The 18738-nt window shown below is 73.5% G+C and carries 18 protein-coding genes; 9 read left to right on the forward strand and 9 right to left on the reverse strand.

Translation table 11 applies throughout. The annotated features are described in order from the left end of the window. The first annotated feature begins 43 nt into the window (after positions 1 to 43). Positions 44 to 877, forward strand: coding sequence for a serine hydrolase domain-containing protein (locus AB0M18_RS13565; protein ID WP_365757244.1), 834 nt, complete (start codon positions 44 to 46; stop codon positions 875 to 877). A 34-nt stretch (positions 878 to 911) separates the two neighbouring features. Here AB0M18_RS13565 and AB0M18_RS13570 read toward each other — a convergent pair whose 3' ends face one another. After that, the gene (locus tag AB0M18_RS13570) at positions 912 to 1760 is read right to left on the reverse strand and encodes a class I SAM-dependent methyltransferase (protein ID WP_365757246.1); all 849 of its coding nucleotides are present in this window, start codon (positions 1758 to 1760) and stop codon (positions 912 to 914) included. A gap of 128 nt (positions 1761 to 1888) precedes the next feature. Between AB0M18_RS13570 and AB0M18_RS13575 the strand changes: the two genes are divergently transcribed. After that, a complete protein-coding gene (locus AB0M18_RS13575; RefSeq protein ID WP_365757248.1) occupies positions 1889 to 2476 on the forward strand; it encodes a TetR/AcrR family transcriptional regulator in 588 nt (195 codons plus the stop codon). Positions 2477 to 2482: 6 nt separating this feature from the next. Here the strand turns inward: AB0M18_RS13575 and AB0M18_RS13580 are convergent, their stop codons facing one another. The 5 genes from AB0M18_RS13580 to AB0M18_RS13600 form a co-directional block, all read right to left on the reverse strand. Further along, positions 2483 to 3106 (reverse strand): hypothetical protein, encoded by a 624-nt coding sequence (locus tag AB0M18_RS13580; protein WP_365757250.1) that lies wholly within the window; start codon positions 3104 to 3106, stop codon positions 2483 to 2485. After that, positions 3103 to 4578, reverse strand: coding sequence for a HAMP domain-containing sensor histidine kinase (locus tag AB0M18_RS13585; RefSeq protein ID WP_365757252.1), 1476 nt, complete (start codon positions 4576 to 4578; stop codon positions 3103 to 3105). The genes AB0M18_RS13580 and AB0M18_RS13585 overlap by 4 nt, the downstream gene beginning before the upstream one ends. A gap of 70 nt (positions 4579 to 4648) precedes the next feature. Further along, positions 4649 to 5335 (reverse strand): response regulator transcription factor, encoded by a 687-nt coding sequence (locus AB0M18_RS13590; RefSeq protein WP_265862108.1) that lies wholly within the window; start codon positions 5333 to 5335, stop codon positions 4649 to 4651. Positions 5336 to 5417: 82 nt separating this feature from the next. Then, complete coding sequence (gene murJ / locus AB0M18_RS13595; RefSeq protein ID WP_365757255.1) at positions 5418 to 7055, reverse strand: murein biosynthesis integral membrane protein MurJ; 1638 nt, start codon at positions 7053 to 7055, stop codon at positions 5418 to 5420. After that, the gene (locus AB0M18_RS13600) at positions 7052 to 8230 is read right to left on the reverse strand and encodes a peptidoglycan bridge formation glycyltransferase FemA/FemB family protein (protein ID WP_365757626.1); all 1179 of its coding nucleotides are present in this window, start codon (positions 8228 to 8230) and stop codon (positions 7052 to 7054) included. The genes murJ and AB0M18_RS13600 overlap by 4 nt, the downstream gene beginning before the upstream one ends. 221 nt (positions 8231 to 8451) lie before the next feature. Here AB0M18_RS13600 and AB0M18_RS13605 point away from each other — a divergent pair, with 221 nt between their 5' ends. Beyond that, positions 8452 to 9630: an Ig-like domain-containing protein gene (locus AB0M18_RS13605; protein ID WP_365757257.1), complete on the forward strand. Its 1179-nt coding sequence runs from the start codon at positions 8452 to 8454 to the stop codon at positions 9628 to 9630. Positions 9631 to 9636: 6 nt separating this feature from the next. On the opposite strand, the gene AB0M18_RS13610 is transcribed toward AB0M18_RS13605, so the two are convergent. Continuing rightward, on the reverse strand, positions 9637 to 10308 hold the full coding sequence (locus AB0M18_RS13610) for a pirin family protein (protein WP_365757259.1): 672 nt from the start codon (positions 10306 to 10308) through the stop codon (positions 9637 to 9639). A 113-nt stretch (positions 10309 to 10421) separates the two neighbouring features. Between AB0M18_RS13610 and fasR the strand changes: the two genes are divergently transcribed. The 5 genes from fasR (at position 10422) to fabF (ending at position 15334) form a co-directional block, all read left to right on the forward strand. Beyond that, the gene (gene fasR, locus AB0M18_RS13615; protein ID WP_365757261.1) at positions 10422 to 11603 is read left to right on the forward strand and encodes a fatty acid biosynthesis transcriptional regulator FasR; all 1182 of its coding nucleotides are present in this window, start codon (positions 10422 to 10424) and stop codon (positions 11601 to 11603) included. 89 nt (positions 11604 to 11692) lie between these two features. After that, on the forward strand, positions 11693 to 12619 hold the full coding sequence (locus AB0M18_RS13620) for an ACP S-malonyltransferase (RefSeq protein ID WP_365757263.1): 927 nt from the start codon (positions 11693 to 11695) through the stop codon (positions 12617 to 12619). Positions 12620 to 12637: 18 nt separating this feature from the next. Further along, a complete protein-coding gene (locus AB0M18_RS13625) occupies positions 12638 to 13669 on the forward strand; it encodes a ketoacyl-ACP synthase III (RefSeq protein ID WP_365757265.1) in 1032 nt (343 codons plus the stop codon). A gap of 59 nt (positions 13670 to 13728) precedes the next feature. Further along, positions 13729 to 13977, forward strand: a complete 249-nt coding sequence (locus AB0M18_RS13630) for an acyl carrier protein (protein WP_365757267.1) — start codon at positions 13729 to 13731, stop codon at positions 13975 to 13977. Positions 13978 to 14071: 94 nt separating this feature from the next. Continuing rightward, complete coding sequence (gene fabF, locus AB0M18_RS13635; RefSeq protein WP_365757269.1) at positions 14072 to 15334, forward strand: beta-ketoacyl-ACP synthase II; 1263 nt, start codon at positions 14072 to 14074, stop codon at positions 15332 to 15334. Between the two features lie 79 nt (positions 15335 to 15413). Here fabF and AB0M18_RS13640 read toward each other — a convergent pair whose 3' ends face one another. Then, on the reverse strand, positions 15414 to 16991 hold the full coding sequence (locus tag AB0M18_RS13640; RefSeq protein WP_365757271.1) for a PQQ-binding-like beta-propeller repeat protein: 1578 nt from the start codon (positions 16989 to 16991) through the stop codon (positions 15414 to 15416). A 52-nt stretch (positions 16992 to 17043) separates the two neighbouring features. Further along, on the reverse strand, positions 17044 to 17538 hold the full coding sequence (locus AB0M18_RS13645; protein WP_361587799.1) for a DUF3145 domain-containing protein: 495 nt from the start codon (positions 17536 to 17538) through the stop codon (positions 17044 to 17046). Positions 17539 to 17798: 260 nt separating this feature from the next. Between AB0M18_RS13645 and AB0M18_RS13650 the strand changes: the two genes are divergently transcribed. Then, complete coding sequence (locus tag AB0M18_RS13650; protein ID WP_365757273.1) at positions 17799 to 18698, forward strand: GDSL-type esterase/lipase family protein; 900 nt, start codon at positions 17799 to 17801, stop codon at positions 18696 to 18698. Positions 18699 to 18738: the final 40 nt, after the last annotated feature.

Raw genomic sequence — 18738 nt, forward strand, 5'->3', positions numbered from 1 at the left:
GCTAAAACGTTGGAGTGCACTCCAAGCAAGTAGGCTCGGCAGCATGCAGAGCAGCTTGCCCAGCCTGGCGTCGATCGAGAACTGGCCCGTCCCCCACGCGGCGGCCGCCGTGGTCCGCGCGGACGGCACCCTGGCCGGGTCCCACGGCCCCACCGACCGGCGTTTCCCGCTCGCCTCCGTCACCAAGCCGCTCGCGGCGTACGCGGTGCTCGTGGCGTACGAGGAGGGGGCGATCGACCTCGACGAGCCGGCCGGGCCCGAGGGCGCGACCGTGCGGCATCTGCTCGCCCACACCTCCGGGCTCGCCTTCGACGAGAACCGGGTGACGGCCGCCCCGGGCACCCGCCGGATCTACTCCAACACCGGTTTCGAGGTGCTCGGCGATCTGGTCGCCAAGGCGACCGACATCCCCTTCGCCGAGTATCTGCACCAGGCCGTCCTGGAACCGCTGGGCATGACGGCCACCGCCCTGGAGGGCTCGCCCGCCAAGGACGGGGTGTCGACCGTCGACGACCTGGTGCGCTTCGCCGCCGAGGTGCAGGCGCCGCGGCTGCTCGACCCGCGCACGGTCCTGGACGCGATGACCGTCACGTACCCGGGTCTGACCGGCATCCTGCCGGGCTACGGGCACCAGCGGCCCAACGACTGGGGCCTCGGCTTCGAGATCCGCGACGGCAAGTCGCCGCACTGGACCGGTGCCACGTCCTCGCCGCGGACCTTCGGGCACTTCGGGCAGTCGGGCACCTTCCTGTGGATCGACCCGGAGGCCGGGGCCGCGTGCGTAGCGCTGACGGACCGGGCCTTCGGGCCGTGGGCGATCGAGGCGTGGCCGCCGTTCACGGACGCGGTGCTCGCGGACCTTCGAGGCCTCGCCTAGGGGCCCCGCCCAGGGGCCCTGCCTAGACGCTCTCTCAGGGCATGGTCGCCGTGACCAGCCAGGACGCGCTGCGCAGCCGTACCGTTCCGTCCGCGGTCTCGTGGGCGCGGAGGTGGTCGGTGAGGGCGTGGCGGGCGCGGTCCTGAGCGGCCGGGTCGACCTGCTCCATGGCGTGCTGTCCCGGTCCGGACCGCAGCAGGAACGCGGCGGCGTCCTCGGCGTCGGCGCCCCAGTTCCCGTGGGCGTCGGCCCGGTCGACCGCGATGCCGGTGAGACCGGCGGCGGTGAGGACCGCGTGGATGCGGTCGGGGGCGGACAGCGAGAACATCCCGGGCCGCCCCGGGGTGCCCAGGTCGCCGACCGGCAGCAGCTCGCGCAGTGAGGTCATGGCGACCAGCCAGTCGTTGAGCTCGGGTTCGGCCGGGCAGACGAAGGCGAGGCGGCCGCCGGGGCGCAGGGCACGGGCGATGTTGCGGAAGGCGGCCTCGGGGTCGGCGAAGAACATGACGCCGTAGCGGCTGATCGCCGCGTCGAAGGCGCCGGCCTCCAGGGGGTGGGTCTGGGCGTCGCCCTGGACGAAGACGGCGCCCGCGACCCCCTCGCGGGCGGCTCGGGCGCGGGCCTCGGCGAGCATCGGCCCGGACAGGTCGAGCCCGAGGGCCCGGCCGGTGGGCGCGGCGCGGCGGGCGGCGAGGACGGTGGTCTGGCCGGCGCCGCAGCCGATGTCGAGGGTGCGGTGGCCGTCGGCGATGCCGGCGGCGGTGAGCAGGGGCTCGTCGAAGCCCTCGTTGACGGCGTTCCAGCGGTCCTGGTGGCGGGCCCAGTGGGCGCCTTCGGGGCCGTTCCAGGCCTGCTCCTGGGTCGTGTTGACGGTCTCCGGCATGGCTTCCTCCCGTGACGACGCGAGCGGACGCCCAAGAATGGGCGCTTGCCCAAACAGTATGGGCGTGTGCCCATACTGGCAATCCCGATTACGATCCAGGGAGGTCGGAGAGCAGAGGGAGGACGTTGATGTCACCGCGTGGAGTGGCGACCCCCGACGTGCGCGAGCGCCTATTCGCCGCCGCCGAGCGGGTCGTGGAACGGGACGGCCCCGGCGCGCTCACCAGCCGTTCCGTGACGACCGAGGCGGGCTGCGCGAAGGGCCTGCTGCACGCGCACTTCGCGGGCTTCGACGAGTTCGTGGCCGAGCTCTGCCTCGACCGCTTCGCCCGCACCGCCGAACGGGCCCGTGCCCTCGAAGGCCTCGCCGGCCGGGGCACCGTCACCGGCAACCTCGACGCCGTCGTCCTGGCCCTCTTCGCCTCCGACGGCCCCGCCGTCTCGGGCCTCGTCCTCTCCCGCCCCGCCGCCGCGGCCCGCGTCCGCGAGGCCCTGGAGTCCGGCGCCCCCGGCTTCGCCGCGATCGAGGCCGCGATCGCCGCCTATCTGACGGCCGAGCGCGCCCTGGCCCGCGTCCCCGCCGGCCTCGACCCGGCCGCGGCCGCCCTCGCCCTCGTCGGCACCGCCCACCACCTCCTCATGACCACCTGGCCGGGCGCACCCGACCCGCGCCCGGCGGTACGGCGCGTGGTGGCGGCGCTGGTGAGCGCCCCGTAACGGGCCCTACGACACCTCGCAGCTCATCGCGGGCAGAGCGCCGTCCGTGCCGGAGACGACGACCGGGATCCCGGTGCCGAACCTCTCGGCGTACGCGGCGGTGCACACCAACTGCTGGACGGCGACGGGGTCCAGGTCGCGGACCCGGACCCCGACCCGGAGGTTGAGCTCGCGGGGGGTGTCGTGTTCGGACGTCGTGACGTGGGGTTCGCCACGGCCGTGGAAGCTGAGGCGGGTGGTGAGCCCGGCGGCGCGTTCGGTCGCGGTCGGGCCTTCCAGGAGCGCGCTCAGCACCTTGTCGGTGGCGACCCGGTAGGAGCCGTCGGCCGGGAAGGTGGGCTCCACCGTGCGGCCGGTGCCCGACCCCGAGTCCGACTCGGGGTCCGGGACGAAGCCGACGGGCCGGACGGCCATCATCAGCCGCCCGTCCTTGCCGGTGAAGAACAGCATGACGCGCGGGCTGACCGTCGGCTGCACGGTGACCGGCGCCGGGCCCCCGGCCTCCACCACGTCGCTGCCCTGGATCCCGCAGGCCGCGAGGACCGGCAGGCACAGGAGTGCGGCAAGGCCCCGCCGGGTAGGCCGGCGGCTCGGGCGGCTCGGGCGGCTCGGGCGGCTCGGGCGGCTCACAGCGGGATCCTGACCGTGAAGACGGCGCCGCCGTCCGGGCGGTCGGCCGCGACGACCGTGCCGCCGTGCAGTCGCACGTTCTCCTGGGTGATGGCGAGACCGAGGCCGCTGCCCGCCGAACGCGTACGGGCCTGGTCGGCCTTGTAGAAGCGGTCGAAGACGTGCGGCAGCACGTCCGCCGGGATGCCGGGCCCCCGGTCGGCGACCTCCGTGACCAGGACCGCCCCCTCCGCGTACACCCGGACCGTCACCGGCGGCGCACCGTGCCGCAGCGCGTTGCCGACCAGGTTGGCGACGACCACGTCGAAGCGGCGCGGGTCGAGCCGCGCGCGGATGCCGTCCGTCAGCTCCGGGACCACCTGCTCCGGGTCGGTCCAGTGCCGGTTCTGCAGGGTCTTGCGGACCGTCTCCGCCGCGTCCACCTCGTCCGTGTGCAGCTCCGCGGCCTTGGCGTCGAAGCGGGATATCTCCATCAGATCCTCGACCAGAACGGCCAGTTTGCCGGTCTCCGCGCTGATCAGCCGCACCGCCCGCGCCGTGTCCGAGTCGAGCGCGCCCGCGTCCTCGTCGAGCACCTCGGTCACCGCGAGCATGCCGGCCAGCGGCGTGCGCAGCTCGTGCGAGACGTCCGAGGCGAAGCGCCGGGCGCGCGCCTCGGCCCGCCGCAGCTCGGTCACCGACCGTTCGAGCTCCGCCGCCGACTCGTTGAACGTCCGTGCCAGGTCGGCGAGTTCGTCGCTCCCCTTGGCGTGGATACGGGTGTCCAGGCGGCCCCGCCCCATGCTGTGGGCGGCGAGCCGCAGCTCCCGTACCGGTCGCAGCACACCCCGCGCGGCGATCAGCGCCGGGACGAGCGCCACGAGCAGCGCGGGCAGCGCGCCGTCGCGGGCGGCGAGCAGCATGGCCTCGATGTTGGCCTCCTCGACGCCGAGGTCCATCACCGCGTACACGACGAGCCCGGTGGGGCGGCTCTCGGGGTAGCCGGCGAAGTTGCCGAAGACGGCGGGGACGGCGACGGTGAGGTAGGGCGTCCCGTCCTTGACCACCCGCTGGAAGCTGCCGTGGGTGGTGCCGTCGGCGGTGGCCAGGCGGCGGAGTTCGAGGCTGAGGACGCTGGACTCGGGCCGGTCCGTCGAGGAGACCCGCACGTCGCCGTACTCCGCGTAGACCCGCCAGGGCCGCGGCTTGCCCTGCCGGGCGATCCGCTGGAGCTCGTTGCGGAGCCCGTCGCGGTCGACCGGCAGCTGGATGTTCAGGGTCTCGACCTGCTGCCGGAAGGCGGACACGGCGGTGTCCTGGGTCTGCTCCAGGATCGCGGTGCGCGCGGCGCGGTAGGTCAGCGCGGCGGTGGTGCCGCAGCCGACGGCGGCGACGAGGAGGAAGGCGAGGACGAGGCGGGTGCGCAGCCCGAAGGGGCGCGGCAGGCGCCGTCTCGGCGGGCGATCGACGTCACCGGGGACATGGGCCTTCACGCGGCGGTCCTCACAGGATCGGTCGTCACAGGAACGGTCCTCACGGGGCACATGTTCCTTGGGTACATGTTCACTGGAGCGGGCCGAACCGGTAGCCGAAGCCCCGCAGCGTCTGGATGTACCGCGGCTCCCCCGGCGTGTCCTCGATCTTGTTCCGCAGCCGCCGCACGCACGCGTCGACCAGTCGCGCGTCGCCGTGGAAACTGTGCTCCCAGACGTGTTCGAGGAGCTGCTGGCGGCTGAAGACCTGCTCGGGGGCTGCGGTCAGATGGAGCAGCAGCTTCAGCTCGGAAGGGGCGAGGGCGACCCGTTCGCCGTTCTTGGCGACGGTGAGGCCGGCCCGGTCGACGGCCAGTTCGCCGTGGAACTCCACGGCGGGCCGCCCGCCGCCCGGCTCCTCGATCCGGCGGAGCACCGCGCGGATGCGGGCCTCGATGACCTCGGTACGGGCCGGTTTGACGATGTAGTCGTCGGCGCCGGCCTCCAGGCCGACCACCACGTCGAAGTCGTCGCCGCGGGCGGTGAGCATGATGATCGGCAGCTGGCTGCTCTCGCGGACCCGGCGGCACACCTGGACGCCGTTCATGCCGGGCAGCATGAGGTCGAGCAGCAGCAGGTCGGGGCGGAACTCGCGGAGCGCGGCGAGGCCCGCCTCGCCGGTGGCGGCGGTCCGCACCTCGTGTCCGCGGCGCCGCAGGCCGAGTTCGACGCCCTCGCGGACGGAGGGGTCGTCTTCGATCAGGAGCACGCGTGGCATCTGTGGATCATCCCAAGGTGGTGGAGTGTCCCGAGGTCGAGGGGTACCCCGGGGTCGGGGGGTATCCCGAGGTCGGGGGCGGTCATCGGGGCCGCCTGGTGAGACGACGGACGCGGCCGGTCGCGTTCCCGATCAGCGCCTGTACCTCGGTGAGCCGCAGCGGGCGGGCGAGCAGCGCGAAGACGGCGCCGATCACGGCGGCGCCGGCCAGGCCGGCGGGGACGGAGCCGGCCGGGGCGGTCAGGTCGGCGGTCAGCAGCCCGAACGCGGCGGCGGGCACGGCGGCGGCCAGGAGCCGTACGAGCGCGGCGCCCGCCCCCGTACCGCCGGTGCTCGCCACGCCCCACAGCCTCCGGGACAGCACGTACGCCGTGACCCCCCAGCCCGCCCACAGCGCGAGCGAGTAGCCGGCCGCCATGCCGGCGACCGCCCAGCGGGCCGGCAGGACGGCGTACGAGACGCCCGCGAGCAGCGCGTTCAGGCCGGCGATGACGAGGTTGAGCAGGAACGGGGTGCGGGTGTCGCGCAGCGCGTAGAAGGCGCGGGTGCACACGTACTGGCCGGACAGCGCGATCAGTCCGGGCGCGAGGGCCATCAGGATCCAGGCCATCGAGCGGACCGCGCCCGCGCCCGTCACCCCGTACTGGAAGACGGTCGCGAGCAGCGGTGCCGCGAGCGCGAACAGCGCGCAGGCGGCGGGGACGACGGCCGCGGCGGTGGTGCGCTGGGCGTAGGCGACGTCGCGGCGCACGGCGGCGAGGTCGCCCTCGGCCGCCGCGCCGCTCATCCGCGGCATCAGGGCGGTGACGAGGGCGACGGTGATGATGCCGTGCGGGACGGCCCACAGCAGATAGGCGTTGTTGTACGCGCTGAGTCCGGCGCCCTCGGCGCGCTGGCCGGCCGCGGTGGCGACCTTCGTCGTCACCCAGTACGCGGCCTGGTTGGTGAGCACGAGCAGCACCAGCCAGCCGGCCGCCCGCAGCGGCGCGGTGAGTCCGCTGCCGCGCCAGTCGAGGCGGGGCCGCCAGCGGAAGCCGGCCGCGCGCAGCGAGGGCACGAGGGCGAGGGCCTGGACGGCGATGCCGGTGGTGGTGCCCCAGCCGAGCAGCGCGGTCTCGCCGGCCGTGAGGCCGCCGCCGTCCGACACGACGAGGAAGAGGACGAAGACGCCGATGACGACGACGTTGTTGAGGACCGGCGTCCACATCATCGCGCCGAACCGGCCGCGGGCGTTGAGGACTTGGCCGAGCAGGGTGAAGAGCCCCAGGAAGAGGATCTGCGGCAGGCAGGAGCGGGCGAAGGCGATGGTGGTGTCGCGCTGCGCGCCGGTGTAGTCGGTGTAGCCGTCGACGATCGCGGGCGCGGCGAGCACGGCGACCGCGGTGAGGACGGTGAGGGCGAGCACGCAGACGGTGAGCAGCCGGTCGGTGTAGGCGACGCCGCCGTCCTCGTGCTCCTTGGCGGCCTTGACGAGTTCGGGCACGAAGACGGCGTTGAGTGCGCCGCCGAGGAGCAGCATGTAGACGATGGTGGGCACCGAGTTGCCGACCGCGTAGCCGTCGGCGACGAAGCCGGTGCCGATGGCCGCCGCGACGACCGCCGAGCGTACGAAGCCGGTGGCGCGGGAGACCAGCGAGCCGGCCGCCATGAGCGCGCCGCTGCGGAGGACCGACGTCCGCTCGCGGGGCTCGGCGACGGCGGCCCGCGTGACCGAGGTCATCGGCGGGCCAGGTACGCCTGGAAGGCGCGGTACAGCGTGTGGTTGGTCCTGCCGGGCATCGGTGTCTCCCACTCCCCCAGGGTCTCGACGACCTGTCCGCCGGTGCCGAGCTTCCAGCGAAGGAGTCCGTGGGCGCGGTCGTCCGGGTCGAGGGTGGAGGGTACCCCGCGCAGGTCGTAGACGTCGGCGCCCAGCGCGTGGGCGTCGAGCATCATCCGCCACTGCAGGGCGTTGGAGGGGCGGACCTCGCGGCGGTGGTCGGCGGAGGCGCCGGTCTGGTACCAGACCCGCCGGCCGACCGTGACCATGGTGTGGGCGGCCAGGATCTCCCCCTCGTGCCGGGCGAGATACAGCTTCATCCGCCCCGGCTCCTCGGCGTTGAGGACGGCGTACTGCCGCTCGTAGTACGCCAGGGAGCGCCCGAGCCGGAAGCCGTCGCGCTCCTCGGTGATGCGCAGGAGGCGGTGGAACTCGGGCAGGTCCGCCGCCGATCCGACGACGACCTCGACGCCGCTCTTGCGGGCCTTGCGGATGTTGCGCCGCCACTCCTGGTTGAGCCCGTTCCACAGGTCGTCGGAGCTGCGGCCGGTCAGCGGCACCCGGTAGACGTGCCGGGGCTGGGCGTCGGCGCCGTCCTCGGAGTCGCCGCCGCACTTGCGCCAGCCGCGGGCCCGCAGGCGTTCGGCGACGGCCGAGCCGAGCGGGTCGACCTCGCTGGCGAGGACGTCGCCGAGGCGCCGGCCGGGACCGGTGTGCGCCTTGAGGGTGGCCGCGGTCCAGCGCCGGTGGTCGGGCCCGGGCCCGATGCGTACGGCGAACGCGCCGGAGGCCCGCAGATGCTTCAGGAGCGGGTCGAGCCAGCCGTCGAGGTCGGGGTCGGCCCAGTCGGCGACCGGCCCCTCGGGGAGGTAGGCGAAGTACTTGCGGGTGCCGGGGAAGGGGCGGAGCAGCACGAGGGCCACGCCGGTGAGCTCGCCCGACGCGGGTCCCCAGCCGATGAGTTGGTGCGACCACCCCTCCTTCACCCGGGCCCAGGCGGGGAGTTGGAGGAAGCTGGGGCCGTCGGGCCCGGTGGAGCGGGCGGCGAGGAACGCGCGGTACACCTCTGGTGTGACCGGTCCGAGCCGTGGCGGCACGGCGGCGTGGGCGGGCGCGGGTGCGGGCGTCACGAGCAGCGCTGACACAACGGGGAGCCTCCTTGTTCCGCCCCGTTCGGGTGGGGCGCACAGCAGGCTCACAGCCGGTGTTGACCGGTCCGCGCGAGGAATGTGACCGGACGATGACCATTCCTCTGCAGCCGTCGTCACATGGGCCGGGGGCGGCGCGGAGGGTGCGCGGGGCGGCCTACAGTCCGACGCATCCCACCTTTCTCCGCAGCCTCCTGGAGGTCTGTCCCGTGCTGCGCACCCGTATACGTGTCCCCCTGTTCCTGCTCTCGGCCGTGGCCCTGACCGCCTGTTCGGCGGCGACGGCGGACGACGCCTCGCCCAGGGGCGCCGCCTCCGCCCCGGCGGACGGGGCCCCCGCGAAGGTGACCGTCGTCCCGCCGGCCGCCGGAAGGCCCGTCACGGTGACGGCGAGCGGCGGCTCGCTGGCCGAGGTGAAGGTCGTCGACGCGAAGGGCGGCGTCCTGGCGGGTCGTACCGGCACCGGCGGCGCCTCCTGGACCTCCGACCGCAAGGCCGCGCCCGGCGCCTCGTACACCGTGGAGATCACCGCGCGCGGCACCGGCGGCAAGGAGACCACCTCCCGCTCGACCTTCTCCACGCCCGAGGCCGGCACGGTCAACAGGTTGAGCCTGGCGCCGGGGAAGGACACCACCGTCGGCATCGCGCAGCCGCTGTCGATCGTGTTCGACCGGCCGGTGGCCAACAAGGCGGACGTGGAGCGCCAGTTGAAGGTCACCACCTCCAACGGCACCGAGGGGTCGTGGGGCTGGGTGACGGACTACTCGGGCAAGGACCGGGCCGACTGGCGGCCCAAGGAGTACTGGAAGCCCGGCACCAGGGTCACCCTGGACGCGACCCTCGACGGCACGGACTCGGGGAAGGCGGGCGGCTGGTTCGTACGGGACTACCGCACCGGCTTCACCGTGGACGCGGCCGCCCGGGTGATCAAGGTCGACCTCGACCGCAAGAGGCTCAGCGTGGTCCGCGACGGGCGCACGGTCACCACCATCCCGGTCTCCGGCGGCACGCCCGGCGGCGACAAGCGGTCCTGGCGGGGCACGGCGGTCCTGATGGCGAAGGAGGGCACGATCCGGATGAACTCGGAGACGGTCGGCCTCGGCGACGCGTACGACAAGATGGTCGACTACTCGATGCGGCTGACCTGGTCGGGGATGTACGCGCACGCGGCGCCGTGGAACGCGGCGTACTTCGGCAACGCCAACAAGAGCTCCGGCTGCATCGGCATGAGCGACGCCGACGCGTCGGCCCTCTTCGCGGCGGTCCGCCCCGGCGACCCCTTCGAGATCACCGGCGCGGACACCAAGGGCGAGGTCGCGGAGGGCAACGGCTACGGCGACTGGAACCTGAGCTGGGACCAGTGGAAGGCGAAGAGCGCCCTGCGCTGACGGACCTCAGGGGCCGGTCGGGGCCGCCGCCATCTCCCACACCAGGACCTCCGCGTCCGCCGTCGCGAGCAGCGCCAGGTCCCGCTCGCCGGTGGTGCGGGCCGCGTCGCCCGGCGCCAGTTCCTCGCCCGCGAGCCGTACGGTGCCGCGCACCACGTGCACGTAGAGGTGGTCGGCGTCCGGGAGGGCGGTGCGCTCGCCCTGTTCGAGACGGCGGACGTGGAGCAGCGCGCCCGCCTCCGGGAGGGCGTACGGGGTGGCGTCGGCGATGCCGCGGACGATCTCGTACGACGGCTCGCCGCCCGGGTCCAGCGGGGCCAGCCACATCTGCACGAAGACCAGCGGGTCGGGGCCGTCGTTGCGCTCCACGTGCCGCACCCCGGAGGCCGCGCCGAGCCGCTGGAGGTCGCCGGGGCGCACCACGGTGGCGTGCCCGGCCGAGTCGCGGTGGGTCAGCTCGCCCTCGACGACCCAGGTGACGATCTCGGTGTGACTGTGCGGATGCTCGTCGAAACCGGCGCCGGGCGCGAGCCGCTCCTCGTTGCAGGCGAGCAGCGCGCCGAAGCGCAGGTTGTCGGGGTCGTAGAAGCGCCCGAAGGAGAAGGCGTGCCGGGTGTCGATCCCGGCCTCCTGATCACCGCCGGGGTACCGCTCCCCGCCGCGCTGGATGCGTATCACGGGATCACGGTAGCCGCCCCGGGGGCCGTCCCGGCCCCCGAAACCGCGCGCCTCTCGGGCACGACCCGCCCCGACCCGACACGTGGGCGTCCCGATAAGGCAGTCTTGTCCCCGTGTCTGAACCCGTGAACGCCGCTCACCAGCATGCCGCGACCCTGAAGCGCCTGGAGCAGTCCTCCGGGCGGCTCGCCGCCAGCGCCATTGCCCGCATGGACGAGACGCTGCCGTGGTACCGGGCGATGCCGCCCGAGAACCGGTCGTGGATCGGTCTGGTCGCGCAGGCCGGTATCGCCGCGTTCACCGAGTGGTTCCGGCACCCCGAGACCCCGCAGGCGATCTCCACCGACGTCTTCGGCACCGCGCCGCGCGAGCTGACCCGGGCGATCACGCTGCGGCAGACCGTCGAGATGGTGCGGACGACCATCGAGGTCATGGAGTCGGCGATCGACGAGGTCGCGGCGCCCGGCGACGAGAGCGTGCTGCGCGAGGCGCTGCTCGTCTACGCCCGGGAGATCGCCTTCGCCACCGCCCAGGTGTACGCGCAGGCCGCCGAGGCCCGCGGCGCCTGGGACGCCCGGCTGGAGTCCCTGGTCGTGAACGCGGTGCTGTCCGGCGAGGCCGACGAGGGCGCCGTGTCCCGGGCCGCCGCGCTCGGCTGGAACTCGCCGGAGAACGTGTGCGTGGTGCTCGGCACCGCCCCCGACGGCGACAGCGAGCTGACCGTGGAGGCGATCCGGCGGGCCGCCCGGCACGCCAAGCTGCAGGTCCTCACCGGTGTCCTCGGCGACCGGCTGGTCGTCATCGCGGGCGGCAACGACAATCCGCTCGCCGTGGCGAAGGCCCTGATCGGGCCGTACGCGGCCGGGCCCGTCGTCGCCGGCCCCGTCGTGCCCGACCTGCTCGCCGCGACCCGCTCCGCGCAGGCCGCCGCCGCCGGGCTGAAGGCCTGCACGGCCTGGCAGGACGCGCCCCGTCCGGTGCTCGCGGACGATCTCCTGCCGGAGCGCGCGATCGCCTCCGACCCTTCGGCGCGCGAGCAGCTGGTGGAGGAGATCTACAGACCGCTGGAGGAAGCGGGCTCGGCGCTCCTGGAAACACTCAGTGTCTATCTGGAGCAGGCGAGCAGCCTGGAGGGCGCGGCGCGGATGCTCTTCGTCCACCCGAACACCGTGCGCTACCGGCTTCGACGTGTGACGGACGTCACCGGCTGGTCCCCTTCCGACGTCCGCTCGGCCTTCACCTTGCGGATCGCCCTGATCCTCGGGCGCTTGGCCGACGCGGAGACCCAGTCCTAGACTTTTGTCGAACACCAACAATTCCCCCGACGGTTCTTCGTCCCTGTCCCCACGGGCGTCCGGGACCGTCCCCAAGAGAGAGTGTGAGGGTGCTCGTACTCGTCGCTCCCGGCCAAGGCGCCCAGACGCCCGGCTTCCTGACTCCCTGGCTCGAACTCCCCGGTGCCGCAGACCGCGTCGCCGCGTGGTCCGAGGCCATCGGGCTCGACCTCGCCCACTACGGCACGAAGGCGGACGCGGACGAGATCCGCGACACCGCCGTGGCGCAGCCGCTGCTGGTGGCCGCGGGTCTGCTGTCCGCCGCCGCCCTCGGTGACGGCATCGATCTGACGCCCGGCGCGGTCGCCGGTCACAGCGTCGGCGAGATCACCGCGGCCGCGTTCGCGGGCGTCCTCGACGACACCGCCGCGCTGCGTCTCGTCCGCACCCGCGGTCTGGCCATGGCCGAGGCCGCCGCGGTCACCGAGACCGGCATGTCCGCGCTGCTCGGCGGCGAGCCCGAGGTGGTCGTCCCCCACCTGGAGAAGCTCGGCCTGACCCCGGCGAACGTGAACGGCGCCGGCCAGATCGTCGCCGCCGGCACCATGGAGCAGCTGGCCGCCCTGGCCGAGGACAAGCCCGAGGGCGTCCGCCGGGTGATGCCGCTGAAGGTCGCCGGCGCGTTCCACACGCACCACATGGCCCCGGCCGTCGCCACCCTGGAGCAGGCCGCCGCGGAGCTGTCCCCCGCCGACCCGGCCGTGCGCTACGTCTCCAACAAGGACGGCCAGGTCGTGACCGCCGGCGGCGAGGTCATCGCCCGCCTGGTCGGCCAGGTCGCCAACCCGGTCCGCTGGGACCTGTGCATGGAGACCTTCCAGGAACTCGGCGCGACCGCCCTGATCGAGGTGTGCCCCGGCGGCACCCTCACCGGTATCGCGAAGCGCGCCCTGCCCGGTGTCCGCACCGTGGCCCTCAAGACCCCGGATGACCTCGACGCGGCCCGCACGCTCGTCGCCGAGACGGCCACGGCCTGACAAGGAGTGTCGAGAAGCATGGCGAAGATCAAGCCCAGCAAGGGTCACCCCTACGCGCGGATCATGGGTGTCGGCGGCTACCGCCCGACCCGTGTGGTGCCCAACGAGGTGATCCTCGAGAAGATCGACTCGTCGGACGAGTGGATCCGCTCGCGCTCCGGCATCGCGACCCGTCACTGGGCGTCTCCCGAGGAGACCGTCACCGCGATGTCGGTGGAGGCCGCGGGCAAGGCCGTCGCCGACGCCGGGATCGCCCCCGAGCAGATCGGCGCGGTCATCGTCTCGACGGTGTCGCACTTCAAGCAGACCCCGGCCGTGGCCACCGAGATCGCCGACAAGGTCGGCGCCGGCAAGCCCGCCGCCTTCGACATCTCCGCCGGCTGCGCGGGCTTCGGCTACGGCCTCACCCTCGCCAAGGGCATGATCGTCGAGGGTTCGGCCGAGTACGTGCTCGTGATCGGCGTCGAGCGGCTGAGCGACCTGACGGATCTGGAGGACCGTGCGACGGCCTTCCTGTTCGGCGACGGCGCCGGCGCGGTGATCGTCGGACCCTCGGACGAGCCGCGCATCGGCCCCACCGTGTGGGGTTCGGAGGGCGACAAGGCCGAGACCATCAAGCAGACCGTGCCGTGGAACGAGTTCCAGGTCGGCGACGTGTCGAAGCTGCCCCTCAACGAGCAGGGCGAAATCAAGTTCCCCGCCATCACGCAGGAAGGCCAGGCGGTCTTCCGCTGGGCCGTCTTCGAGATGGCGAAGGTCGCCCAGCAGGCGCTGGACGCCGCCGGCATCACGGCGGACGACCTGGACGTCTTCATCCCGCACCAGGCCAACATGCGGATCATCGACTCGATGGTGAAGACCCTCAAGCTGCCGGAGCACGTCACGGTCGCCCGTGACGTGGAGACCACCGGCAACACCTCGGCCGCCTCGATCCCGCTCGCGATGGAGCGGCTCCTGGCGACCGGCAAGGCCAAGAGCGGCGACACGGCGCTCATCATCGGCTTCGGGGCGGGTCTCGTCTTCGCCGCGACGGTCGTTACTCTCCCCTAGGCACACCGGATCTTCCGGAAGCCGCTTTCCTCAGTACAGACACAAGAAGGAGCGCCACCATGGCCGCCACCCAGGAAGAGATCGTCAAGGGTCTCGCCGAGATCGTGAACGAGATCGCCGGCATCCCGGTCGAGGACGTCGAGATCGACAAGTCCTTCACCGACGACCTGGACGTCGACTCCCTGTCCATGGTCGAGGTCGTCGTGGCCGCCGAAGAGCGCTTCGACGTCAAGATCCCGGACGAGGACGTCAAGAACCTCAAGACCGTCGGCGACGCGACCGAGTACATCCTCAAGCACCAGGCCTGATTCGGGCCCGGTCGGGCCCGTCCCGGCTGAACCGGTTCGCCACCCGGCGGTGGCGCCGTTTTTCGACCATCACACACATGGAGAAAGAATTCCTGTGAGCTCGACCAATCGCACCGTGGTCGTCACCGGTATCGGCGCAACCACTCCGCTGGGTGGCGACTCCGCTTCGACCTGGGAAGGTCTGCTGGCGGGGCGCTCCGGCGTCCGGCCCCTGGAGGGCGAGCGCTTCGCGGAGCTGCCCGTGCGGATCGCCGCGCGTGCCGCCGTGGACCCGTCCGAGGTCCTTCCCCGTCCGCTGGCCCGCAAGCTGGACCGCTCGGCGCAGTTCGCGCTGATCGCGGCCCGCGAGGCGTGGGCCGACGCGGGCTACACCGCCCCGGCCGGTGAGGACGACAAGATCGCGCCCGAGCGGCTCGGCTCCGTCATCGCCTCCGGCATCGGTGGTGTCACCACCCTGCTCGACCAGTACGACGTGCTGAAGGAGTCCGGCGTGCGCCGCGTCTCCCCGCACACCGTGCCGATGCTCATGCCCAACAGCCCCTCCGCCAACGTCGGCCTGGAGGTGAACGCCCGGGCGGGCGTGCACACCCCGGTCTCCGCGTGCGCGTCGGGTGCCGAGGCCATCGGCTACGCCATCGAGATGATCCGCACCGGCCGTGCCGACGTGGTCGTCGCCGGCGGCACCGAGGCGGCGATCCACCCGCTGCCCATCGCGGCCTTCGCCAACATGATGGCGATGTCCAAGAACAACGACGAGCCCGAGAAGGCCTCCCGCCCCTACGACAAGGCGCGCGACGGCTTCATCCTGGGCGAGGGCGCGGGCGTGATCGTGCTCGAGTCCGAGGAGCACGCGAAGGCGCGCGGCGCGAAGATCTACTGCGAGGCGCTCGGCCAGGGCCTGTCCGCCGACAGCCACCACATCGCGCAGCCCGAGCCGACCGGCCGGGGCATCGCCGCCGCGCTCCAGCACCTGCTCGACACCTCGGACCTGAAGCCCTCCGAGGTCGTCCACCTCAACGCGCACGCCACGTCGACGCCGCAGGGCGACGTCGCCGAGATCAAGGCGCTGCGGAAGGTCCTGGGCGACGACCTGAACCATGTCGCCATCTCCGCGACCAAGTCGATGACCGGCCACCTCCTGGGCGGCGCGGGCGGCATCGAGACCGTCGCCACGGTCCTCGCGCTGCACAACCGCCTGGCCCCGCCGACGATCAACGTCGACGACCTGGACCCGGAGGTCGACGCGGACATCGTCATCAACGAGCCGCGCGAGCTGCCGCAGGGCACGATCGCCGCGATCAACAACTCGTTCGGCTTCGGCGGCCACAACGTGGTGCTGGCGTTCCGTTCCGTCTGATCCGACGGCGCGTCGCTTCGAAGGCCCCCTGCCGGAACGTTCTCGTTCCGGCAGGGGGCTTCGGCGTGTACGGGGCCGGTCAGCGGATCGCGAAGAGGGCCGGTTCGCCGGCCATCGAGATCCGGTTGACGACCACGTGGTCGCCCGCCACCACGTAGAGGTCGGGGTAGATGGAGACCTTCTGCTCGCCGGGCTTCTGCTCCGGGCCGAGCCACCGCTGCTTCTTCCCGGTGGCGGCGTCGAGCACGACGACGTTCCCGCCGTACGTGAGGGCGCCGACGCTGCCGTCCGGTTCGGCCGCGACCGCCTTGAGCATGCGGTCGTACCGGTGGGACCACAGTTTCCGGCCGCCGTCCAGGGCGTACGCGGCCACCTCCACGGCCACCGACGAGGACTCCTCGACGGGGACGACCAGCCGGCCGCCGGTCACCACCGGGCGGTGGGCGAACGGGTCGATCGTGCCCGCGGGGCCGACCAGCGGCACCGTCGCCGTGGGCCGGCCGGCGTCGTCGTACGCGAGCAGCGCGTGCGTGCCGCGCTCGTCCTCCTCCTCGACGGCGACGACCGCGGGTGTCACCGACACCACGGACGCGGTCAGGTCGGACGCGACGTCCAGGACCCGGGTCCACCGCTCCTCGCCGGTCGCGGTGTCGAGCGCGGTGAGGCGCGCGGACTTGTCGTCGCACCGCTCGACGAGGAGCGTACGGGTGGGGTCGGCGTCCACGGCCAGGACCGCGCAGGAGTCCCGCATCGGGTGCTCCCAGCGGGCCGCGCCGCTCTCCGCGTTCCGGCCGAGGACCACGGAACCCTCCGCGATCACGGCGACGGGGCCGCCGACGGCGACACCGTAGACCCCCTGGCCGCCGACGGGCCGCTTCCACAGCGCCCTGCCGGTGCCGGTGTGGACGGCGACGACGGTCGCGCAGGGCTTTCCGTGGCGTCCGTACGCGATGAGGCCGACGTCCTGGCCGGCCCGCGGGCTCATCCGGCAGACGGCCTCGCGGGCGGGCGCGGAAAGGGTCCAGCGTGCCTTCCCGTCGCTCGCGCCGTAGGCGGTGAGGCCGTCGAGCCGGACCTGAACGACCGCGTCGCGGAGGGCCCACGCGCCGGGTTCCTCCTCCTCGACCCGGGCGGGCGGCGCCTCCCAGGCGATGGCCGGCGGACTGGTACGGGACGGCGGGGCGGCGGCCGTCGGCACGCTGTCGAGGTCCGGCGCGAAGTCCTCCGCGTCGGGCCAGACCACCCAGAGGACGGCCAGGAAGGCGGCGAGTCCGAGGAGGGCGAGCGGGAGCACGGCGCCGTCCGGCACGCCGCGACGCCCTCCGGCCGGCTTCCGGTCGTGCGCGTTCAAGACGGCGGGCCGCACCCATGCCTCGGGGCCCACCGGGCCCCAGGCCCGGCCGTCCCCCGGCACCCGGCCGCCTCGGTCCTCCGGCCGCCCGTCCCGCTTGTCCAGGACCACCGGCCCCCGGGCCCCGGCCTCCTGGTCCTCGGGCGCGGGCCGCCCGCGCCGCCCCAGCACGTACCCGGCCGCGAACGCCGCCACCACGCCCACCGCGGTGACCAGCCACCACCAGTGGCCCCCACCGGTCCCGGCCCCGTCTCCGGACAGCAGTACGGCGGCCGTTCCGGCCGCCGTCGTTCCCCGCGTCTCCATCGCACACCCCCCGAGGGGAATCTACGACCTTTCCGGACTCCTGGACCAGGTCCTAGACCACCTGGTGCAGCCAGCGGACCGGGGCGCCCTCGCCCGCGTAGCGGAAGGGCTCCAGTTCGTCGTCCCAGGGCTTGCCGAGGAGCTTGGAGATCTCGGCCTCAAGCACCGTCTCGCCCTGCGCGGCGCGGGCCAGGGCGGCGCGCAGCCGGTCCTCCGGGATCAGGATGTCGCCGTGGATGCCGGTGACCGCGTGGAAGATGCCGAGCTCCGGGGTGGCGCTGTAGCGCTCGCCCTCCGCGGTGGCGCAGGGCTCGGCCGTGACCTCGAAGCGGAGCAGCTGCCAGCCGCGCAGCGCGGAGGCGAGCTTGGAGGCGGTGCCGGTCTCGCCCTGCCAGGAGAACTCGGCTCTCCACGTGCCCGGGGACGCGGGCTGCCGGATCCAGTCGAGCTGGACCCTCGCACCGAGGACGCCCGCGACCGCCCATTCGACGTGGGGGCAGAGCGCGCGCGGTGCGGAGTGAACGTACAGGACTCCACGTGTCGTCACCGGGACCTCCAGTGTGGGACGAGGTTCGCCTTTCCCAGCGGCCTCAGTAAACAACATCACGAAGAAGCGGCTTCGCAAACCCCCAAAAAGGGGACAGCATGTGACGTGATGTAATTTACCGGAGCCGATCGGCAGGGGCGCCTCTGGTTCGACGGGGGAAAAGCTACCGTGCCGCGCCCGGGTCGGGGTGACGTACGGTCGGTCGGGTGCGGGTGGACACGAAGCTTTCACTCGCGAGGACGCCGAGGAGGGGCCGCGGGATGCCGCACGGGCGACACCGATTCCGTACCGCCGCCGCGGGGACGGCACTGCTGTGCGCCGTGACGGTGCTCGCGGGCTGTTCGGGCCCGGGCGGTGGCGACGGGCCGGACCCGCGGGCGGCGTCGGCCTCGCCGAAGCCGACGCCCCCGCCGAAGCCGGTGTGGAACGTCTCCCCCGGTTCGGTCGCCGCGGTCGGCGACTCCATCACCCGCGCCTTCGACGCCTGTACGGTCCTGGCGGACTGCCCCGAGGCGTCCTGGGCGACCGGCACGGACGCCGAGGTCGACAGTCTGGCGCTGCGCCTGCTCGGCACCGCGCGGGTGGCCGGCCGCAGCTGGAACCTGGCCCGCTCCGGGGCGCGGATGGCGGAGCTTCCGCAGCAGATGGCCGCGGCGGCGGCCGAACGGCCCGAGCTGGTCACGGTGATGATGGGCGCGAACGACGCGTGCCGGGCCCGGGCCGAGGAGATGACCCCGGTCGAGGAGTTCCGCGCGTCCTTCGTGGCCGCGCTGGCCCGGCTGCGCGCCGGGGCGCCGAAGGCGCAGGTGTACGTGTCGAGCCTGCCCGACCTGCGGCGTCTGTGGGAGACCGGGCGGGTCAGCCCGCTGGGCCGCCAGGTGTGGCAGTTGGGCGTCTGCGGCGCCATGCTCAAGGACCCGACCGACCTGGGCCCGGCCGCCGAGCGCCGCCGGACGACGGTGCGGGACCGGGTGGTGGCGTACAACCGGGTGCTGCGCGAGGAGTGCGCGAAGGACGAGCGCTGCCGCTACGACGGCGGCGCGGTCTTCGGCTTCGCCTTCGACCGGCCGCAGCTGAGCCCGTGGGACTTCTTCCACCCGAGCAAGTCCGGCCAGGCGCGGCTCGCGGAGCTGGCGTACCGGCAGATCACGAAGGCGTAGGACCCCGGGGCGGATGTCAGGGTCCGCCCCGGGGCCGGTC

It is taken from the genome of Streptomyces sp. NPDC051909, assembly GCF_040681095.1.
In the GTDB taxonomy this organism is placed as follows: domain Bacteria; phylum Actinomycetota; class Actinomycetes; order Streptomycetales; family Streptomycetaceae; genus Streptomyces.

Bases quoted from the DNA above. Each gene is read 5' to 3' on its own strand.
- AB0M18_RS13565 (WP_365757244.1), top strand. From the start codon at position 44: ATGCAGAGCAGCTTGCCCAGCCTGGCGTCGATCGAGAACTGGCCCGTC.
- AB0M18_RS13570 (WP_365757246.1), bottom strand. From the start codon at position 1,760: ATGCCGGAGACCGTCAACACGACCCAGGAGCAGGCCTGGAACGGCCCC.
- AB0M18_RS13575 (WP_365757248.1), top strand. From the start codon at position 1,889: ATGTCACCGCGTGGAGTGGCGACCCCCGACGTGCGCGAGCGCCTATTC.
- AB0M18_RS13590 (WP_265862108.1), bottom strand. From the start codon at position 5,335: ATGCCACGCGTGCTCCTGATCGAAGACGACCCCTCCGTCCGCGAGGGC.
- murJ (WP_365757255.1), bottom strand. From the start codon at position 7,055: ATGACCTCGGTCACGCGGGCCGCCGTCGCCGAGCCCCGCGAGCGGACG.
- AB0M18_RS13625 (WP_365757265.1), top strand. From the start codon at position 12,638: ATGGCGAAGATCAAGCCCAGCAAGGGTCACCCCTACGCGCGGATCATG.
- AB0M18_RS13630 (WP_365757267.1), top strand. From the start codon at position 13,729: ATGGCCGCCACCCAGGAAGAGATCGTCAAGGGTCTCGCCGAGATCGTG.
- AB0M18_RS13640 (WP_365757271.1), bottom strand. From the start codon at position 16,991: ATGGAGACGCGGGGAACGACGGCGGCCGGAACGGCCGCCGTACTGCTG.
- AB0M18_RS13650 (WP_365757273.1), top strand. From the start codon at position 17,799: ATGCCGCACGGGCGACACCGATTCCGTACCGCCGCCGCGGGGACGGCA.